Source organism: Streptomyces sp. NPDC060000 (assembly GCF_042737375.1).
Lineage (GTDB): Bacteria > Actinomycetota > Actinomycetes > Streptomycetales > Streptomycetaceae > Streptomyces.
In genome coordinates, this window is record NZ_JBHWUU010000001.1 from 257683 (window position 1) to 273735 (window position 16053).

Annotated in this window: 15 protein-coding genes and 2 pseudogenes; 11 read left to right on the plus strand and 6 right to left on the minus strand. The window is 70.7% G+C overall.

Translation table 11 applies throughout. From position 1 onward, the window contains the following. The first annotated feature begins 201 nt into the window (after nt 1-201). Entirely contained in the window at nt 202-633 is a 432-nt protein-coding gene (locus ACFWBB_RS01085; protein ID WP_385265159.1) for an ATP-binding protein, read from the plus strand. Nucleotides 634-683: 50 nt separating this feature from the next. Here the strand turns inward: ACFWBB_RS01085 and ACFWBB_RS01090 are convergent, their stop codons facing one another. Continuing rightward, nucleotides 684-2147: a PP2C family protein-serine/threonine phosphatase gene (locus ACFWBB_RS01090; protein WP_385265162.1), complete on the minus strand. Its 1464-nt coding sequence runs from the start codon at nt 2145-2147 to the stop codon at nt 684-686. 118 nt (nt 2148-2265) lie between these two features. On the opposite strand from ACFWBB_RS01090, the gene ACFWBB_RS01095 reads away from it, so the two are divergent. Both ACFWBB_RS01095 and ACFWBB_RS01100 read left to right on the plus strand, forming a co-directional pair. After that, nucleotides 2266-2817 (plus strand): YciI family protein, encoded by a 552-nt coding sequence (locus ACFWBB_RS01095; protein WP_385265165.1) that lies wholly within the window; start codon nt 2266-2268, stop codon nt 2815-2817. Between the two features lie 131 nt (nt 2818-2948). Then, a complete protein-coding gene (locus tag ACFWBB_RS01100; protein WP_385265168.1) occupies nt 2949-3374 on the plus strand; it encodes a VOC family protein in 426 nt (141 codons plus the stop codon). 202 nt (nt 3375-3576) lie between these two features. Here ACFWBB_RS01100 and ACFWBB_RS01105 read toward each other — a convergent pair whose 3' ends face one another. Then, nucleotides 3577-3900: an antibiotic biosynthesis monooxygenase family protein gene (locus ACFWBB_RS01105; RefSeq protein ID WP_385265170.1), complete on the minus strand. Its 324-nt coding sequence runs from the start codon at nt 3898-3900 to the stop codon at nt 3577-3579. 232 nt (nt 3901-4132) lie between these two features. Between ACFWBB_RS01105 and ACFWBB_RS01110 the strand changes: the two are divergent. Beyond that, nucleotides 4133-4560 (plus strand): annotated as a pseudogene (locus ACFWBB_RS01110) (1,3-beta-glucanase); the annotation flags it as partial. Nucleotides 4561-4566: 6 nt separating this feature from the next. On the opposite strand, the gene ACFWBB_RS01115 reads toward ACFWBB_RS01110, so the two are convergent. The 3 genes from ACFWBB_RS01115 to mmsA all read right to left on the minus strand — a co-directional run bounded on the left by ACFWBB_RS01115 (nt 4567) and on the right by mmsA (nt 8607). Beyond that, the gene (locus tag ACFWBB_RS01115; protein WP_385265173.1) at nt 4567-5676 is read right to left on the minus strand and encodes a substrate-binding domain-containing protein; all 1110 of its coding nucleotides are present in this window, start codon (nt 5674-5676) and stop codon (nt 4567-4569) included. Nucleotides 5677-5761: 85 nt separating this feature from the next. After that, nucleotides 5762-7060: a multiple monosaccharide ABC transporter permease gene (gene mmsB / locus ACFWBB_RS01120; protein ID WP_385265176.1), complete on the minus strand. Its 1299-nt coding sequence runs from the start codon at nt 7058-7060 to the stop codon at nt 5762-5764. After that, on the minus strand, nt 7057-8607 hold the full coding sequence (mmsA, locus tag ACFWBB_RS01125) for a multiple monosaccharide ABC transporter ATP-binding protein (RefSeq protein WP_385265179.1): 1551 nt from the start codon (nt 8605-8607) through the stop codon (nt 7057-7059). The genes mmsB and mmsA overlap by 4 nt, the downstream gene beginning before the upstream one ends. A 214-nt stretch (nt 8608-8821) precedes the next feature. Between mmsA and ACFWBB_RS01130 the strand changes: the two genes are divergently transcribed. From ACFWBB_RS01130 to ACFWBB_RS01145, 4 genes are all read left to right on the plus strand, one after another. Then, complete coding sequence (locus ACFWBB_RS01130) at nt 8822-10114, plus strand: ROK family protein (RefSeq protein ID WP_385265181.1); 1293 nt, start codon at nt 8822-8824, stop codon at nt 10112-10114. Between the two features lie 251 nt (nt 10115-10365). Beyond that, nucleotides 10366-11037, plus strand: a complete 672-nt coding sequence (locus ACFWBB_RS01135) for a hypothetical protein (RefSeq protein WP_385265183.1) — start codon at nt 10366-10368, stop codon at nt 11035-11037. Nucleotides 11038-11172: 135 nt separating this feature from the next. Continuing rightward, the gene (locus tag ACFWBB_RS01140; RefSeq protein ID WP_385265187.1) at nt 11173-11931 is read left to right on the plus strand and encodes an IclR family transcriptional regulator; all 759 of its coding nucleotides are present in this window, start codon (nt 11173-11175) and stop codon (nt 11929-11931) included. A gap of 117 nt (nt 11932-12048) precedes the next feature. Continuing rightward, nucleotides 12049-13206 carry a PP2C family protein-serine/threonine phosphatase gene (locus ACFWBB_RS01145; RefSeq protein WP_385265189.1) on the plus strand — a complete coding sequence of 386 codons (1158 nt, stop codon included), beginning with the start codon at nt 12049-12051 and terminating at the stop codon, nt 13204-13206. Nucleotides 13207-13217: 11 nt separating this feature from the next. Here the strand turns inward: ACFWBB_RS01145 and ACFWBB_RS01150 are convergent. Next, nucleotides 13218-13462 (minus strand): annotated as a pseudogene (locus tag ACFWBB_RS01150) (family 43 glycosylhydrolase); the annotation flags it as partial. Between the two features lie 34 nt (nt 13463-13496). Here ACFWBB_RS01150 and ACFWBB_RS01155 point away from each other — a divergent pair. The 3 genes from ACFWBB_RS01155 (at nt 13497) to ACFWBB_RS01165 (ending at nt 15973) form a co-directional block, all read left to right on the plus strand. Continuing rightward, entirely contained in the window at nt 13497-13691 is a 195-nt protein-coding gene (locus ACFWBB_RS01155; RefSeq protein ID WP_385265192.1) for a hypothetical protein, read from the plus strand. Between the two features lie 171 nt (nt 13692-13862). Continuing rightward, entirely contained in the window at nt 13863-14969 is a 1107-nt protein-coding gene (locus ACFWBB_RS01160; protein ID WP_385265194.1) for an NAD(P)/FAD-dependent oxidoreductase, read from the plus strand. Nucleotides 14970-15148: 179 nt separating this feature from the next. Further along, the gene (locus ACFWBB_RS01165) at nt 15149-15973 is read left to right on the plus strand and encodes an SAM-dependent methyltransferase (protein WP_385265197.1); all 825 of its coding nucleotides are present in this window, start codon (nt 15149-15151) and stop codon (nt 15971-15973) included. Nucleotides 15974-16053 lie beyond the last annotated feature (80 nt).

Here is a 16053-nt window from a genome sequence, read left to right on the forward strand (position 1 = left end):
CGAGCATAGTTGCCTGTGTGAACCGCGCCGCCCGACCTGAGCGATCCCCCGCCAACCTCTGCCACCCCCACAGGAGTTGGACCGCTCGGGCGTCTCTTCGCGGCGCCGGGTCCCTACGTCGGAACACCCCTCCCCAGTAGGCCCGTTGCTCACCTTCCCCCGCCCCTGGCTGCTCCCGTCCCCAAACGGAAGGCGACCACCGTGTCCCCCCACACGACGTCCTCACCTCGGTTCCTGGACACCTGGAGTCCCGACCGGACGCACTGGCTCGAACTTCCGGCGCACCGCTCCAGCGTCTCGGTGGCCCGCCGCTCCGTCAGCGCCCGGCTGACCGCGTGGCGGCTGCCGGGCGAGCTGTGCGCGGACGCCGTCCTGCTCGTGTCCGAACTGGCCACCAACGCCGTACGGCACGCGCTCGGCACCCGGTTCCTGTGCGGCGTCGGACTGGTCACGGACGGGTTCCTGCGCCTGGAAGTCCACGATCACGACCGTACGGAACGCGGTCTGCCCCGCCGCGATCCCGCACCGGACGACGAGGGCGGCCGCGGTCTCTTCCTCGTGGAGCAGCTCGCCGAGGTCTGGGGAGTCGACCGCTCGAGCTCACCGGCGGTAACACGGTGTGGGCGAATCTGACGGCCTGAGCGGACCCGGCCGAGCCCGGTGGGCCGGCCGGCCCCCGCGGCTCAGCACCCGGCGGGGGTCAGTTCGGCCAGCAGCAGGGTGCGGTCGTCGGCTCCGGCCGTGCCCGAAGGGGCGTGCAGGAGTCGACGGCACAGGGACGGCAGTGCGTCCGGACCGTCGCCGTCCACGGGTTCGACGGCGGCCGCCGCCGCGTCCACGGTGCGCGCGAGGCGGGTGATCTCCTGGTCGATGTCCGCGTCGCGGGACTCGACCAGACCGTCGCTGTAGAGCACCAACAGGGCCGGATCCGGCACGCTCAGCACGGTCTCCTCGTAAGTGCCCGCACCGAGCCCGAGAGGCAGGCCCGCCCCGGTCAGCCTGACCGGGGCCGTGCGGCCGTCCGGGCCGCGCAGCAACGGGGGCGGGTGGCCCGCCCCCACCAGGGTGCAGGTGCGCCGCCGGGCATCCCACTCGGCGTATATGCAGGTCGCGAAGGAGACGCCGGGGGAGTCCCTGGCGAGGGTGTCGAGTCGTCCTATGAGGTCGGCCGCGGGGATGTCGAGCCCCGCCAGCGTACGGACGGCGGTGCGCAGCTGGATCATCGCGACGGCGGACTCCGGACCGTGCCCCATGGCGTCCCCGACGATCAGACTGACCCGGTCACCCGGCCGCCTCAGCACGTCGAACCAGTCGCCGCCGACGAGGTTGCCCTGCCCGGCGGGCACACAGCCGTGCGCGGTGCGGCAACCCCCGAACTCCTGGGCGGTGCCCAGCGGGAGACTGTTGCGGATGGCCAGGGAGGTCCGCCGCTCACGCTCGTACCGGCGCCCGTTGTCGAGCGCTACGGCGGCCCGCGCGGCCAGCGCCTCCACGGCGGCCACGTCCGCCGGCCCGAACGGCGCACGGCCCGGTCCTCGCGTGCACGTGACGAAGCCGACCTGTACGTCCCGCAGCCGCAGCGGCACGACGAGGAAGGACGCCACGCTCAGCAGGTCGCCGGCGCGCGCCTCGCCGTCCCCGGAGGCGATGAGCCGCTCGGAGGTGTGCGGGTCCACCGCGTCGAGCACCTGTGCCTGCCCGGCGGCGAGGGCGCGGGCGTACGGCGTCTCCCGGGGGAAGGCGATCACCTCGCCGACCGGCAGCATGCTTTCCCAGTCCTCCAGGGCCCCGGGTCCGACGCGCAGTGCCATCCGGCGTGCCTCGATCCCGGGCGTGTCCGCGCCCACGTGCACGTTCTCCTCGACGCGCCACCGCTCCAGCAGGTACACGGAGGCCGCGTCGCAGAATCCGGGAGTCAGCGCGTGCACGACATGGCTGCCGGTCATGCGCAGATCGAGTTCCGAGCCGATGACGTCGGCCGCGGGGGAGAACGCCGACCGGCGGGGCGAGGACAGCGCGGCGGAGGCGTCGTCGATGCGGCTACGCGGTTCGTTCCGCAGGATCGTGCCTTTCCAGTGGGGGTTCGGCCGGGCGGCGGTGAAGAAGGGAGCACCGCCGGCCGTCGCAACTATATGATGGCGCGTCAAGTCACCAGGTACAAAACCAGGTTGTGGCACACGGCGCCCCGGGCGGCCGTGAACTTCCGGGACCGTGCGGCGACAAACCTCTTGAAGTGCCGGGCCGACTTGATAAAGCTCTGTGAGCATGGAGTTCTTCTGTTACCACCGTGATCGGCCCGCCTCCGCCGCCCTGCGCGACGAGTTGCTGGAGAAGCACTGGTCCTACATGGACGGGTATGCGGCGGAGATGATCGCCCGTGGCCCGACCTTCGCCGCCGACGGTGATACGCCCACCGGCAGTGTGCACATCCTCGACCTCCCGGATGCCGCCGCCGCCCGTGCGTTCGCCTTCGACGAGCCGAACTACCAGGCCGGTGTCTACCGTGATGTGCTGCTGCGCCGGTGGCGCAACCTGCTGGGGCGCACCATGTGGGACTTCCCCGGCGGCCGGACCGGTGGCGAACGCTACCTGGTACTCGGCTTCGGCTCGGACCGGGACGCCGGCCTCGCCGTACCGTCCGACCGGGACGAGCTGATCGCGTACGGCCCGCTGCTGTCCGACGACGGCGCCACCCCGGTGGGCACGGCGGTGCTGCTCAGAGCCCCGGACCCGGACGCGGCACGGGCCGTCCTGCCCCCACACCTGTATGCGGACGTCGAGGTCCACGACTGGCAGTTCGGCGGACGGCCGTCATGAACCCCGGCTGACATCCGCACCGACCGGCGGGCCGACGCCGAACGGGCGGGTGGCATGTTCACCGCAGCAGGCGAGGGGACCTCGGGTCGCCCTTCCGTCCGGCCGGGGCCGACTTGCGGGACAGTGGAAGCATGAACGCGGACGACAGGAACATGCTGGCCCGTGGGCGCGTGGCGACCAGGCTTCCCACCCAGGACCTGGACCGGGCCCGGCGCTTCTACGCCGAGCGACTCGGTCTGGAGCCCGTCGACGAACGTCCCGGCGGGCTGCTGTACCGGTGCGGAGGGACGGAGTTCGCCCTGTTCAAGTCGACCGGAGCCGCGCCCGGCACCTTCACGCAGATGGGATGGGAGGTCGACGACCTCGACGCCGTCGTGGCCGAGCTCAGGGGGCGCGGCGTGGTGTTCGAAGAGGTCGACGCCCCCGGTCTCGGCACGAAGGACGGGATCGCCGAGGTCGGCGGCAACTACCCGAGCAAGGGTGCGCGAGGGGAACGCGCGGCCTGGTTCCGTGACAGTGAGGGAAACCTCCTGGGCATCGGCCAACCGATCGTGTGAGGGGCGGCATCCCCGCCGGTACGGCCGGGGAAACCGCCTTCCACAACGGCCCCCGGCTTCTTCTCCGCCAGCACGCCGGCCGGCGTGGAGACGGGCTGACCGGCAGGTGAAGAGGCGAGCCGTCAGCGCGCGGGCCTGATCCCTGGCGCTCGGGGCAGGTCCGCTCGCTGTGGCCCGGGGGTCGTCTCGAACCGGGTACCGCCTACTCGCCCTTCGGTGCCGCCTGCTGGACCACCTCGAAGGACCAGAGGGTGGAGCCCGACGCCGCGGGCCTGGGCCGTTCCCCCTCCGTGCCGCCCTGGTGCGCGGCCTTCATCGGGCCTTCCATCCACGCCTGGAACGACGCCTCGTCGCGCCACCGCGTGTAGACGAGGTAGGTGTCGGTGCCCTCGACCGGGCGGAGGAGTTCGAACCACTCGAAGCCGTCGGAGTTCTCGACGGCGTGGGCCCGTGCGGCGAACCGCTTCTCGAGGGTCTCCCGCTGCTCCGCCGGGACGGTCAGTACGTTGATCTTGACTACGCTCATGCGCCCATCCTGCCCCTTCGGGGCCCGGGAAGCCTCCGCGTGTCGAACTGGTCCATACCAAGCTCCCGGCAGGGTCATTACTCAAGTCTTGAATCACGTAGTGAACCAAGCCCCGCCAGGGCTGGTTCGTCCCCCCCACCCATGTGGCGCGGCCCGCGGCGAGCTGCCCTGCCGCGCCCGCGAATGTCATGGGCTGTCGTGACATTCGTCGTGCGCCATGAAGGGAGAGGCCATGGCCTCTCCGCGCCTGCCCCGGCGCCTGCTGTTGTCGCCGGCCTCACTCCTCGCCTTCGCGTCGCTGTCCACCGGACCGGCTCAGGGAGCGTCTCCATCCGCGGCGGAACCTTCCGCGCGCGCCGTCGTGTCGGCCGCCGTCACGTCTTCTCCGGTGAGTTCGACGGTCCCGCCGGCTCCGCCGTGGACGGCGCCCGATGGCGGACCGAGACCGGTGACAACGTCGGCAGCCACGAGCGGCAGTACTGCACCGCGCGCAACCGCGACGCGGCCCTGGACGGTCAGGGCCATCTGGTGATCACCGCCCGCCGGGAGGACCCGGGCAACTACCAGTGCTGGTACGGACGGTGCGAGTACACCTCCGCCCGGCTGAACACGGCCGGGCGGTTCACCACGACCTACGGCCGTGTGGAAGCCCGTCGGCGGCGGGTGCTACTTGGTGAGCGGCGCCAGCTTGGGGTCGTTCGCGTAGGCCTCGGCCGCGTTCTCCTTCGTCACGATGACGGGCGGCAGGAGGTAGGACGGGACGACCTTGACACCGTTGTCGTACGACTTGGTGTCGTTGATGGTCGGCTTGTCACCCTTCTGGAGAGCCTTGACCATGGCGACGGTCTCCGCGACGAGCTTGCGGGTGTCCTTGTTGATGGTCGAGTACTGCTCGCCGGCCATGATGGACTTCACCGACTCGACCTCGGAGTCCTGACCGGTGACGACCGGGACCGGCTTGCCGGCGCCCTTGACCGAGGTGAGGATCGCGCGGGCGAGGGTGTCGTTGGGGGACAGGACACCGTCGAGGGTCTTGCCGCTGCCGTAGGCCGAGGTCAGCAGGGAGTCCATGCGCTGCTGGGCGTTCTCCGCCTTCCAGCCCTGCACGGCGGTCTGCTTGATCGCGGTCTGACCCGAGCCGACAACGATGTCGCCCTTGTCCATCAAGGGCTTCAGCACGTTCATCGCGCCGTCGAAGAACACCTTGGAGTTGTTGTCGTCCGGCGAACCGGAGAACATCTCGATCGTCCAGGGACCCTTCGGCTTCTTCGCCTTCATGCCGTCGATCAGGGCCTGGCCCTGGAGCTGGCCGACCTTGAAGTTGTCGAAGGCGATGTAGTAGTCGATGTCGGGGGTGTTGGTGATGAGCCGGTCGTAGGCGATGACGGTGGCGCCCTCGTCCTTGGCCTGCTTCACCTGGGTCGCGAGCTGCGAGGCGTCGGTCGCGCCGATGACGATGACCTTCGCGCCCTTGGTGACCATGGAGGAGATCTGCGCCTGCTGGTCGGCGACGGTGGTCGAGGCGCCCGCGTACTGGACGTCGGCCTTGAAGCCCGCGTCCTTCAGGCCGCCGCTGAACAGGTCACCGGCGAGCACCCAGTTCTCCGAGGTCTTGGCGGGCAGGGCGACGCCGATCAGGGCGTCCTTCGCGAAGCCCTTGCCGTCGGAGCCGTCGCTGCCGGTCGAGCCCTCGCGTTCGTTGGAGCAGGCCGTGCCCAGGGTGAGCAGGGCGGCGGCGCCGACGGCGGCGATGCTTCTGATGACGAGTGTGCGCATGGTGGAGTTGGCCCCTTCGTGTGGTGCTGGTTGCCGGAGTGCGGTGTGCCGTCGGGTGCGGCGGAGGGTGGCGCGGGCCCTGCGGTCAGCCCGCGATCCCGGCCTTGTCGGCGTCGGAGTTCGGCGCCGCCGGTGGCGTCGCCGCCGACGCGTCGCCCTGCCGGAACGGGCGTGTCAGTGTGCCGATGACCGAGAAGCGTCCCTGGCTCTTGTTGTGGACGTCGAAGGCGACGGCGAGCAGGAGGACCAGGCCCTTGATGATCTGGACCATGTCGGAGCCGACGCCCTCCAGTTGGAGGCCGTTGTTGAGCAGTGCCATGACCAGGCCGCCTACGATCGAGCCGCTGACGGTGCCCAGGCCCCCGGAGACCGCCGCGCCGCCGATGAACACGGCCGCGATGGCGTCCAGTTCCCAGCTCAGGCCGTCCTGCGGTCCGGAGGCCGAGGACCGGGCGACGAAGATCATGCCGGCCAGCGCGGCCAGCACCGACATGTTCGTCATGACCAGGAAGTTGACCCGCTTGAGCTTCACACCGGACAGTTCGGCCGCTCGCGCGTTGCCCCCGACGGCGTAGATGTGCCGGCCGCCGACGGTGTTGCGGGTGTAGTGCGAGTACGCGAGGACCAGAACGATCAGGATGATGCCGGAGATCGGCAGGCTGGTGCCGATCCGGCCGCCGGCGAAGCGGAGCGTCGCGAACACGATGACGCCGATCATGACGGCGATGCGGATGCCCGTGACCCACAGCGGCGCCGTGCCGGCCCTCATCTCCCGGCGGGTCTGCCGTGCCTTCCACTCGCGCCACACCACGCCCGCGCAGCCGGCGACACCGAGCAGCAGCGTCAGGTTGTTGTAGCCGGTGTCCGGCCCGACCTCGGGCAGGAAGCCCGCGCCGATCTCGCGGAAGCCCCCGGGCACCAGAACCGTGTCGGCGTTGCCGATGTACTGGTTGCCGCCGCGGAACAGCAGCATCCCGGCGAGGGTCACGATGAAGGCCGGCACGCCGACGTAGGCGACCCAGAAGCCCTGCCAGGCGCCGATCGCGGCGCCCACGAACAGGCCGAGCAGGATGCCCAGGGGCCACGGCAGGTCGTACTCCTGCATCGCCTTCGCGACGACGATGCCGGTGAACGCGGCGACGGAACCGACCGACAGGTCGATGTGCCCGGCGACGATCACCATCAGCATCCCGATGGCCAGGATCAGGATGTAGGAGTACTGGCTGACCACGGCGATGAGGTTGCCGGAGGTGAGCGTCAGGCCGTCGGTCCAGATCTGGAACAGCAGGACGATCGCCACCAGGGTGGAGATCATGCCGAACTGGCGGGCGTTGGAGGTCGTGCCCCCGAAGAGGTTCTTCTGAAGGTCAGTCGTACGGCTCATGGAGTGGGGCTCTTCTTGGTAGCGGTCATCTGCTTCATCAGGAGTTCCGGTTCGGCGTCGCGGCGCGCCACGTCGCCGGTGATGGTGCCCTCGAACACCGTGTAGATGCGGTCGCACAGGCCGATCAGCTCGGGCAGCTCGGAGGAGATGACGATGACCCCCTTGCCCTGGGCGACGAGCCGCTGGATGATCCCGTAGATCTCGAACTTGGCGCCCACGTCGATGCCGCGGGTCGGCTCGTCGAGGATCAGCAGGTCCGGGTCGGTGAACATCCACTTCGCCAGGACGACCTTCTGCTGGTTGCCGCCGGAGAGCTTGACGACGCCCTCGTCGACGCCGGGGGTCTTGATCCGCAGGCTCCGGCGGTACTCCTCGGCGATCCGGTGCTCGAGCACGGGGTCGATGACGCGACGCCGGGCGATCTTCGACAGCTTGGCGGCCACCATCGAGGTCTTGATGTCGTCCAGGAGGTTGAGGCCGATCGACTTGCGGTCCTCGCTGACGTAGGCCAGTCCGTGCCCGATGGCGTCCGACACGGTCCTCAGCCGGATCTCCTCGCCGTCCTTGAACATCTGCCCGGACAGCCAGGTGCCGTAGGAGCGGCCGAAGAGGCTCATCGCGAGCTCGGTGCGGCCGGCGCCCATGAGTCCGGCGAAGCCGACGATCTCCCCGCGGCGGACGTGGAACGTCGAGCCCTTGCACACCATCCGTTCGTCCGAACCGGGGTGCCGCACGGTCCAGTCGCGGACCTCGAAGAAGACCTCGCCGAGGTCGGGCGTGCGGTCGGGGAAGCGGCTGTCGAGTTCACGGCCGACCATGCCGCGCACGATGCGGTCCTCGTTGACGCCGTCGGCCCGCACGTCGAGGCTCTCGATGGTGCGGCCGTCGCGCAGGATCGTGATGGTGTCGGCGACCGCCTCGATCTCGTTCAGCTTGTGCGAGATGATGATCGAGGTGATGCCCCGCTCGCGGAATCCGCGCAGCAGGTCGAGCAGGTGCTGCGAGTCGTCCTCGTTGAGGGCCGCGGTCGGCTCGTCGAGGATCAGCAGTCTCACGTCCTTCGCGAACGCCTTGGCGATCTCGACGAGTTGCTGCTTGCCGACGCCGATGTCCCTGATCAGGGTGTCCGGGTCCTCTCGGAGCCCGACCCGCTCCATCAGCTCCAGGGCCCGGCGCTGGGCCGTCTTCCAGTCGATGCCGCCGCGACGGCGCGGCTCGTTGCCGAGGAAGAGGTTCTCGGTGATCGACATACCGGGCACCAGGGCCAGTTCCTGATGGATGATCGCGATGCCGGCCCGCTCGCTGGCCCGGATGTCGCCGAACCGGACCTGTTCGCCCCGGTAGACGATCTCGCCGGTGTAACTGCCGTACGGGTGCACCCCGCTGAGCACCTTCATGAGGGTGGATTTGCCGGCGCCGTTCTCGCCGCAGATCGCGTGGATCTCACCCTCCCGCACGACGAGACTGACGTCGGCGAGCGCGGTGACGCCGGGGAAGGTCTTGGTGATCGACCGCATCTCCAGCAGGTTCGGGGCGGTGGGCGTCATGAGCGGTGCTCCCCACCGCCGGGAACGCGCCGAGGCGTCCCCGTGCCTTCGGGCCTGCGGCATTGCATGGACATCAACTTGCCTCCGATGGCACTGCCCTGTGCCGTCGTGTCCGAGATTTCGTCTGCGGGTCCGGACACTAAATCCATTTGTTTTACTAAGTCAATGGGCCGCGGGGGATAGGTTGGCGTGGGGTAACGAGAGAGGACCGTGCGTGCGGCAGGCAGGAACGAACCTTCCCAGGGTCGGGCGATACAACCGGGCCGTCGTCCTGGACCAGATCCAGCTCGCCGACGGCATCAGCCGGGTCGAGATCGCCCAGCACACGGGCCTCACCCCGCAGACCGTCTCGGGCATCGTGCGCCGCCTGATCGACGAGGGCATCGTGCGGGAGGACGGCGCGAGCAGGGTGTCCAGCGGCGGAAAGCCCCGCACCACCCTGCGGATCAACGCCGAGGCGGGCAACGCGGTCGGCCTCCACTTCGATCCCGTGGAGCTCAGCTGCACCGTGGTCGACCTGCTCGGCCGGCCGCTGGTCGTCAAGAAGCGCCCCACCGACCCCGCGACCGACCCGGCCCGGGTCGTGCAGGACATGGCGGAACTGGTCGCCGACGTGCTGGCCGAGACGGGTGTCGACCGCGGCAAGGTCCTCGGGCTCGGCCTCGCCACTCCCGGGCCGATCGACCTCGAGGCGGGCGCGATCGTCGGCGCGCCCCAGCTCGCCCGCTGGACCCGGGTGCCGGTGCAGCACATGCTCAGCGAGGCGACCGGCCTCCCGGTGACCCTCGACAACGACGCCACCGCCGCCGCGGTCGGCGAGCGCTGGTCCGGCAAGGGCAAGGGGGTGGCGGACTTCGCCTACTTCTTCTTCGGCACCGGCGTCGGCGGCGGTCTCATCCTCAACCACCAGGTGTACCGCGGCGGTTCACTCAACGCGGGCGAGTTCGGGCACTCCTCGGTGCTGCCCGAAGGACCGGAGTGCTACTGCGGCAACCGGGGCTGCCTGGAGCGGCTCGTCAACCCCACGGCCATCGTCGCCGAGGTGCACCGCAGGCTCGCCGCCGGACCGCACCCGGACAGTGCGCTGGCGCGGGTGTTCGCCGAGAATCCCGAGGCGGTCGACCACGCCGCCATCGCGGTGGCCGCCGCGGCCGGCGATCCGGTCGCGGCGGCGGTCATCGACGAGACCGCGGAGCACGTCGCCTCGGTCGCGGTCGACATCGCGAACTTCATCGACGTGGATCTGATCGTCCTCGGCGGGCACGGCATCCAGCACGTCGAGTCGCGGTACGTCGAGGTCGTCGCCGCCGCGCTGGCGAGCCGGCCGCTGTCCCGGCACGTTCGGGTCGTCGAGGTGGAGGCGTCCTGGCTCGGCACGGACGCGGCGGTGGTGGGCAGCGCCGCACTCGTCCTGCACGCCACGTACTCCCCGCAGCTGTCGGCGCTGCTGGGCACGGCGGTGGCTCCCGGCGGGATGCGACAGCCGAGCTCACCGCCGGTGCGATAGCCGAGCTCATCGCCGGCTTCCGCCTCCCGACCGGAACGGCAGGTGCGGCGACAGCGGGCCGGTGCGCCCACGGAACACCATCCCGTCGATCGCCTGGCGCCGGCGCCGTCGTCCCGCCGGGCGCTCCGCCGTCAACCGGAACGACCGCCGCTCCTGCTGCGGGGGTTCGGTGAGTACGTGTGCGGGACCCCGGAATCCCCGTTGCCGAGGAGACCGGCCGCCCGCGATCCTGACGTCATGAGGCACTCCGTATGCAGCTGAGGCTGCGCGAGTTCGGACCCCGGACCGGGCCGCACGAGCACCGTGTCGTCCAGCCCCGGCACCCCCTTCGCCACACCTCGCTGAGGGCCCCCGAGCCCATCGGCCTGCTGCTCGGCGACCACGACGGGCTGAACCGGCTCGCGGGCCTGTTCTCCTTCGCCGCCTACTCCCGGCACACCATCGTCCACGTACCGCTGCGCGACAGCCTCCCGCCCGACGAGGGCATCGGCGAGCCGGTGGACCTCGTCCTGGCCCACCACACGCTCGGCCTGCGCCCCAGCAAGTGGCCCGAGCTGCGGCGCAGGCTGGTGAACGGCACTCCGCTGACCGTCGGCACCGACGAGGCGCGCACCGCCCGGGACGCGGCCTCCTGGCGGGAGCGCTCGCAGCGGACCGACTTCCGGGACGAGCTGCGACACGCCACCCACGCACGGACGTTCTTCCTGTTCGGCAGCCGGGACGTCTTCGCCGTGACGGCAACGGTCCTCGCCGACGCGGCGGGCTGGGGCCCGCGGCAGAAGCGTGTCGAAAAAGGCCACTCGGCCCTGATGACCGCGCTTCCGGCGCTGGTGCAGCCACCCGGCGGCGGTCACCCCGTGGAGGTGATGATCAGCTTCAAGCCGTATCCGCCCTACGCCCACTTCAAGCGGCCGGGGCGCTGAGCCGCTCGCCGATGATCCGCGCGACCGGCGTTTCGGCGGATCGCCCGGGCCCGCCGTGAGCGGGCGACGGCGCGCCTCGGCGGCCCCTCCGTCCCGCGCCTTGCCCGGACCGTGTGTCTGGCGCACGCTGGTCGTATGGGTGCGCGGGACGGGCCCACGCTCATCACCTCCGTGCAGCGGGCGTTCCGCCTGCTGGAGGTGGCGAGCGCACACGAGAACGGCGCGCCGGCGAAACAGCTGGCGCGCGAGACGGGGCTGCCCCTGGCCACCGCCTACCACCTGCTGCGCACCCTCGTCCACGACGGCTACCTGCGGAAACTGCCGGACGGCGGGTTCGTCATGGGCGACAGGCTCCAGACGCTGCACACCGCCGGCCGTGGGCAGGCGCTGCTCAGCCGGGTCCGCCCCGTGCTCGCCGCGCTGCGGGACGAGTTCGCGACCGCGGCCTACCTCACCTTCTACGAGGAGGGCGAGATCAGGGTCGCCGAGATCGTCGACGGCCCCCGGGCCCCCCGGGTGGACCTGTGGGTCGGATTCGAGGACGCGGGGCACGCCACCGCCCTCGGCAAGTCGGTGCTGCGGGAACTGGACGACGAGGCCCGCAAGGACTACCTCTCCCGCCACCACCTCGCCGACCTCACACCCAGGACCATCACCAGCGCCCCCGAACTGCTGCGGCAGCTGGACTCCTCGCCCGTGGCGCCCGCCGTCACCGACCTGGAGGAGTACGCCCTCGGCACGGTCTGTGTCGCCGTGCCCGTCTACAGCGGCGACACCCTCGGCTCGCTCGGCGTCTCGCTGCCGGCCGACCGGCTGCCCCGGCTCGAGCAGGTGCGGGCGCGGCTGCTTCCGACCGCGAACCGCGTGACCAGGGGTCTTTCCCTCACCATGTGATCGTTCACTATCTGAAAATCTGATCCTTGTGAGCGGTGGGGCGATCCCGTTCCCTAGTGGAAACGGACATTTCAGAAGTGCCCCGGCGCACCCACAGGTGAGGACTGCGGACGAAGCATGAGTCATGCGCGGAACCACGGCGGCGACCACTGCCCGACGCGAGTGTTCAGATCGTTCAGATACCGAGTGGCAGGTCCGCTGCTGCCGGTCCTGATCCTCCTCGTCATCATGCTCGTCGGCCTCTTCGGCGAGGCGGGAATGATCTGGCTGCCCCTGCTGGCGGCGGGGCCCGCGCTGGCGGCCACCACCAACGGCCCGCGCGGCGTCTTCTCCGTCGGCCTCCTGGCCGCGGTGGTCGGCGCGACGCTCGGCGCCCGGGCCGGCGCTCCCGGCCGTGAAGTGGCGGCCGTACTGGCCGCCCTGGTGGCCGTCACGCTGGCGAGTGCCCTGGCCAGCGCGCTGCGCGGACGGCGTGAGCGGGTGCTCGCGGACGTCCGGTCGGTCGCGGAGGCCGCCCAGCACGCACTGCTCAGGCCGGTGCCGGCGACCGTCGGTCCGTTCGAGGTGGCCGTCCGTTACAGCGCGGCCGCCGCGGAGGCCCGGATCGGCGGCGATCTGTACGCGCTGGTGCCCACCCCGTACGGCGTACGGCTGATCGTCGGTGATGTGCGGGGCAAGGGGCTGCCGGCCGTGGGGACCGCCGCGCTCGTCCTCGGCGTCTTCCGGGAGGCCGCCTACGACGAACCCGATCTCCTCGCCGTCGTCGACAGGATCGAGCGGAGTCTCGCGCGCAACCTCGGCACCGACGACTTCGTCACCGCCGTGGTCGCCGGGTACCCGCGGTCCGGCCGGCTGGAAGTGGTGAACTGCGGTCACGCGCCACCGCTGCTGGTGGGCGCCTCGGGAGGCGTCACGGCGGTGGAGCCCACGCATCAGGCCCCGCCCCTCGGGCTGCGCGCACTCACCGACCAGACGCCGAGCCTTCAGACGCTGTCCTTCGGCGACGGGGACCAGATGCTGCTCTACACGGACGGCGTCATCGAGGCCCGTGACCGCGACCGGGAGTTCTACCCGCTCGTCGAGGGCCTCGCGCGTCATCTCTGCGACGAGCCGGCGCGTACGGTCGGCGCGATCCATGACGAACTGCTGGCGCACGTCGGTGGTCGGCTGCACGACGACGCGGCGCTGCTGCTGATCCGCAAGCCGGCCGTGACCACTCTTCCTGTCCCCCAACCAGCCGTCCCTGGAGAGTTGTTGGGGGACCAGGCCGTGTGACCGTCGTGGCGCTACTCCCCGGAGGGGGCGGTCGGGGTGGCGCCGAGGGCCACCGGGGCGCCGGAGTCCGGCGTTCCGTCGGCGTTCCAGGTGAACCTGTGGCCCTGGTCGTCCGGTTCATGTCGCAGCCGCCGCCCGCGGAGTTGTCGGCGTGGTAGACGATCCAGTCCTCGGTCCCGTCGGGCGACTCGAAGAAACCGTTGTGACCGGGGCCGTAGACACCGTTCGCGCTGGACCGCTGGAAGGCCGGATTCGTCGAACCGCGGGACGGGCCGGACGGCACGGTCGTCGTGCCGGGTGAACTCGTCGCCGCACGAGACGAATCACGCGACGTCACCCGGCCGTACCAGCCGCTCGGCCGGCCCGTCGCCCCCGCTGCCGTACGCACCGGCATCGTCCTGGTGCCCTACCACTCCTGGGCGCAGCGAGGCCCCTCGGCGATGCGCGTACGGCTGCCGACGACCAGCGAACCGCCGCGCTGCTGAGCGCCCGGCCGCGGACGTGTGAATCCCGTACGGCTTCACGGAACGTCCACACAGCTGCACATGGCTCCACGTGAACTTAAAAGTTCAAGCGCTACGCTCGTCGGCAGTCGAGCGGCCGAGGAAGCCCCCACGGCGCGCCGCTCGTTCCCCTCCCAGGCACAGGAGACGCGCGTGCGCGACGGCGACATAGTGGTGATCGGCGGCGGTTACGCGGGCGTCCGGCTGGCGAAACGGCTGGACACGACGGCACGGGTGACGCTGGTGGACCGCAAGGAGGTCTTCTTCCACCGCATCGCCTCCCTGCGCGCCGGCGTGCGTCCGGAGTGGTCGGTCACCCCCTTCATCCCGTACGACCGGTTGCTGCGCGAGGGCCGTGTGGTCGTGGGCAAGGCGGTCCGCGTCGACACAGACGAACGGCAGGTCGTGCTGGCGACGGGCGAACGGCTCCCGTACGACGTCGTCGTGATCGCCACCGGCGCCGACTACCCCGAACCGGCCCGCTTCACCGGCACCACCCCCGAAGAGACGATCAAGTCCTTCGCCGGCCACCAGCGCAAGGTCGCCGCCGCCGAACACGTCCTGGTCGTCGGGGGAGGGCCCTCCGGCGTCGAGCTCAGCGCCGAGATACGGCTGGCCAGGCCGGACGCCCGGGTCACGCTCGCCCACTCGGGGACGACGCTGCTGAAGTCCGCCGGCGGTGCGCGGGCCGGACGCAGGGCACTGGCCTGGCTGGAGTCCCACGACGTGGAGGTGCGCCTCGACTCGTTCATGTCCCCCGGGAACGACTTCGGCACCTACCGTGACGCGCGGGGCAACGTCATCGAGGCGGACCTCTCGTTCTGGGCCACGGGCACCACACCCAACACGCTCTGGCTACGGCTGGGCGGACACGGCGACTGGCTGAACGCGGCCGGGCACATCAAGGTCGACCGGAGACTCAGGGTGGAGGGACGCCCGGAGGTGTTCGCGGTCGGCGACGTGAACGACGCCACCGAACTCAAGATCACCCCCGTCGCGCTCGCCCAGGCCGATCTCGCCGCCCACAACATCCGCGCCCACCTGAGGAGTTCCGGCAGGCACCGCCGGGAGCCCCGCCTCTACCGGCCGGTCCAACGCACCCCGCTCATCGTGCCGTTCGGCGCCGCCGACGGGCTCACGGTGCTGCCAGTGCCGGGCGGCGAGAGCGCCGTACTCGGCAGCCGCACCTCCGTGCTGGCCAAGGCGAAGACCCTCATGACCCCGTACATGAGGCGCCAACTCGGCTACACCGCCAGCTGAACCAGCACCACCTGAACCACCACCGCTGCCTGCATCACCACCCGCCCCCGGCGGGCTGCCCCACATGGCCGAAACAGCATGTCAGGGGATAGCAAGCGCTCTCAACTGCCCTGCGCGGAAGGAAAGTTCGCCTACGTTGGTGCTCTGATCATCAACGTACCCGTGCAGGAGGCATTGCCGTGTCGGACCCCACCGCCCAGAACGCCGTGACCGCCGGAGCGCCCGGCCGGATCGACACGTCCAAGCCGCACTCGGCCCGGTTCTGGAACTACTTCGTCGGTGGCAAGGACAACTACGAGGTCGACCGGGAGATCGGGGACCAGATCAAGGAGATCTTCCCCGGCCTCGTCGACGTGGCGGTCACCAGCAGACATTTTCTGGGGCGTGCGGTGCGGCACCTCGCAGGTGAGCGGAACATCCGCCAGTTCCTGGACGTGGGCACCGGTCTGCCCACCGCCGACAACACCCACCAGGTGGCCCAGCGCGTGGCCCCGGACGCCAGGATCGTGTACGTCGACAACGACCCCGTCGTCCTCGCCCACGCGAACGCCCTGCTGACGAGCACGCCGGAAGGCAGGACCGCCTATCTCGACGCGGACCTGTACGACCCGGAAGCCGTTCTGCGGGCCGCCGAAGGAACGCTCGACCTCTCCCGGCCGGTTGCCCTGATGATCCTCAACACGCTCGGCCATGTCGCCGACTACGAACAGGCGCGTGACCTGGTCCGGCGGCTCATGGCCGGTCTCCCCTCGGGCAGCCATCTGGTGATCAGCGACAGCACGGCCACCAGCGCGGGCATGATCGCCGCTTCGGAGGCGTACAACGCGAGCGGTGCCGTGCCGTACCACGTGCGCGCCATCGAGGAGATCGGCGGCTTCTTCGACGGGCTGGAGCTGGTGGAACCCGGGATCGTCCAGGTGACGAAGTGGCGTGCGCACCCCGATGATCCGGCCAACTTCGCCGCGGCGGTCGACGCCTACTGCGGAGTGGGCCGCAAGCCGTAACCGCCCGTCCCCGGACCCACGGGGCGCGTGCACCGGGATCTTGTCGGTCGGTCCCGGGCTGGACGAGCCCGACGAAGAGC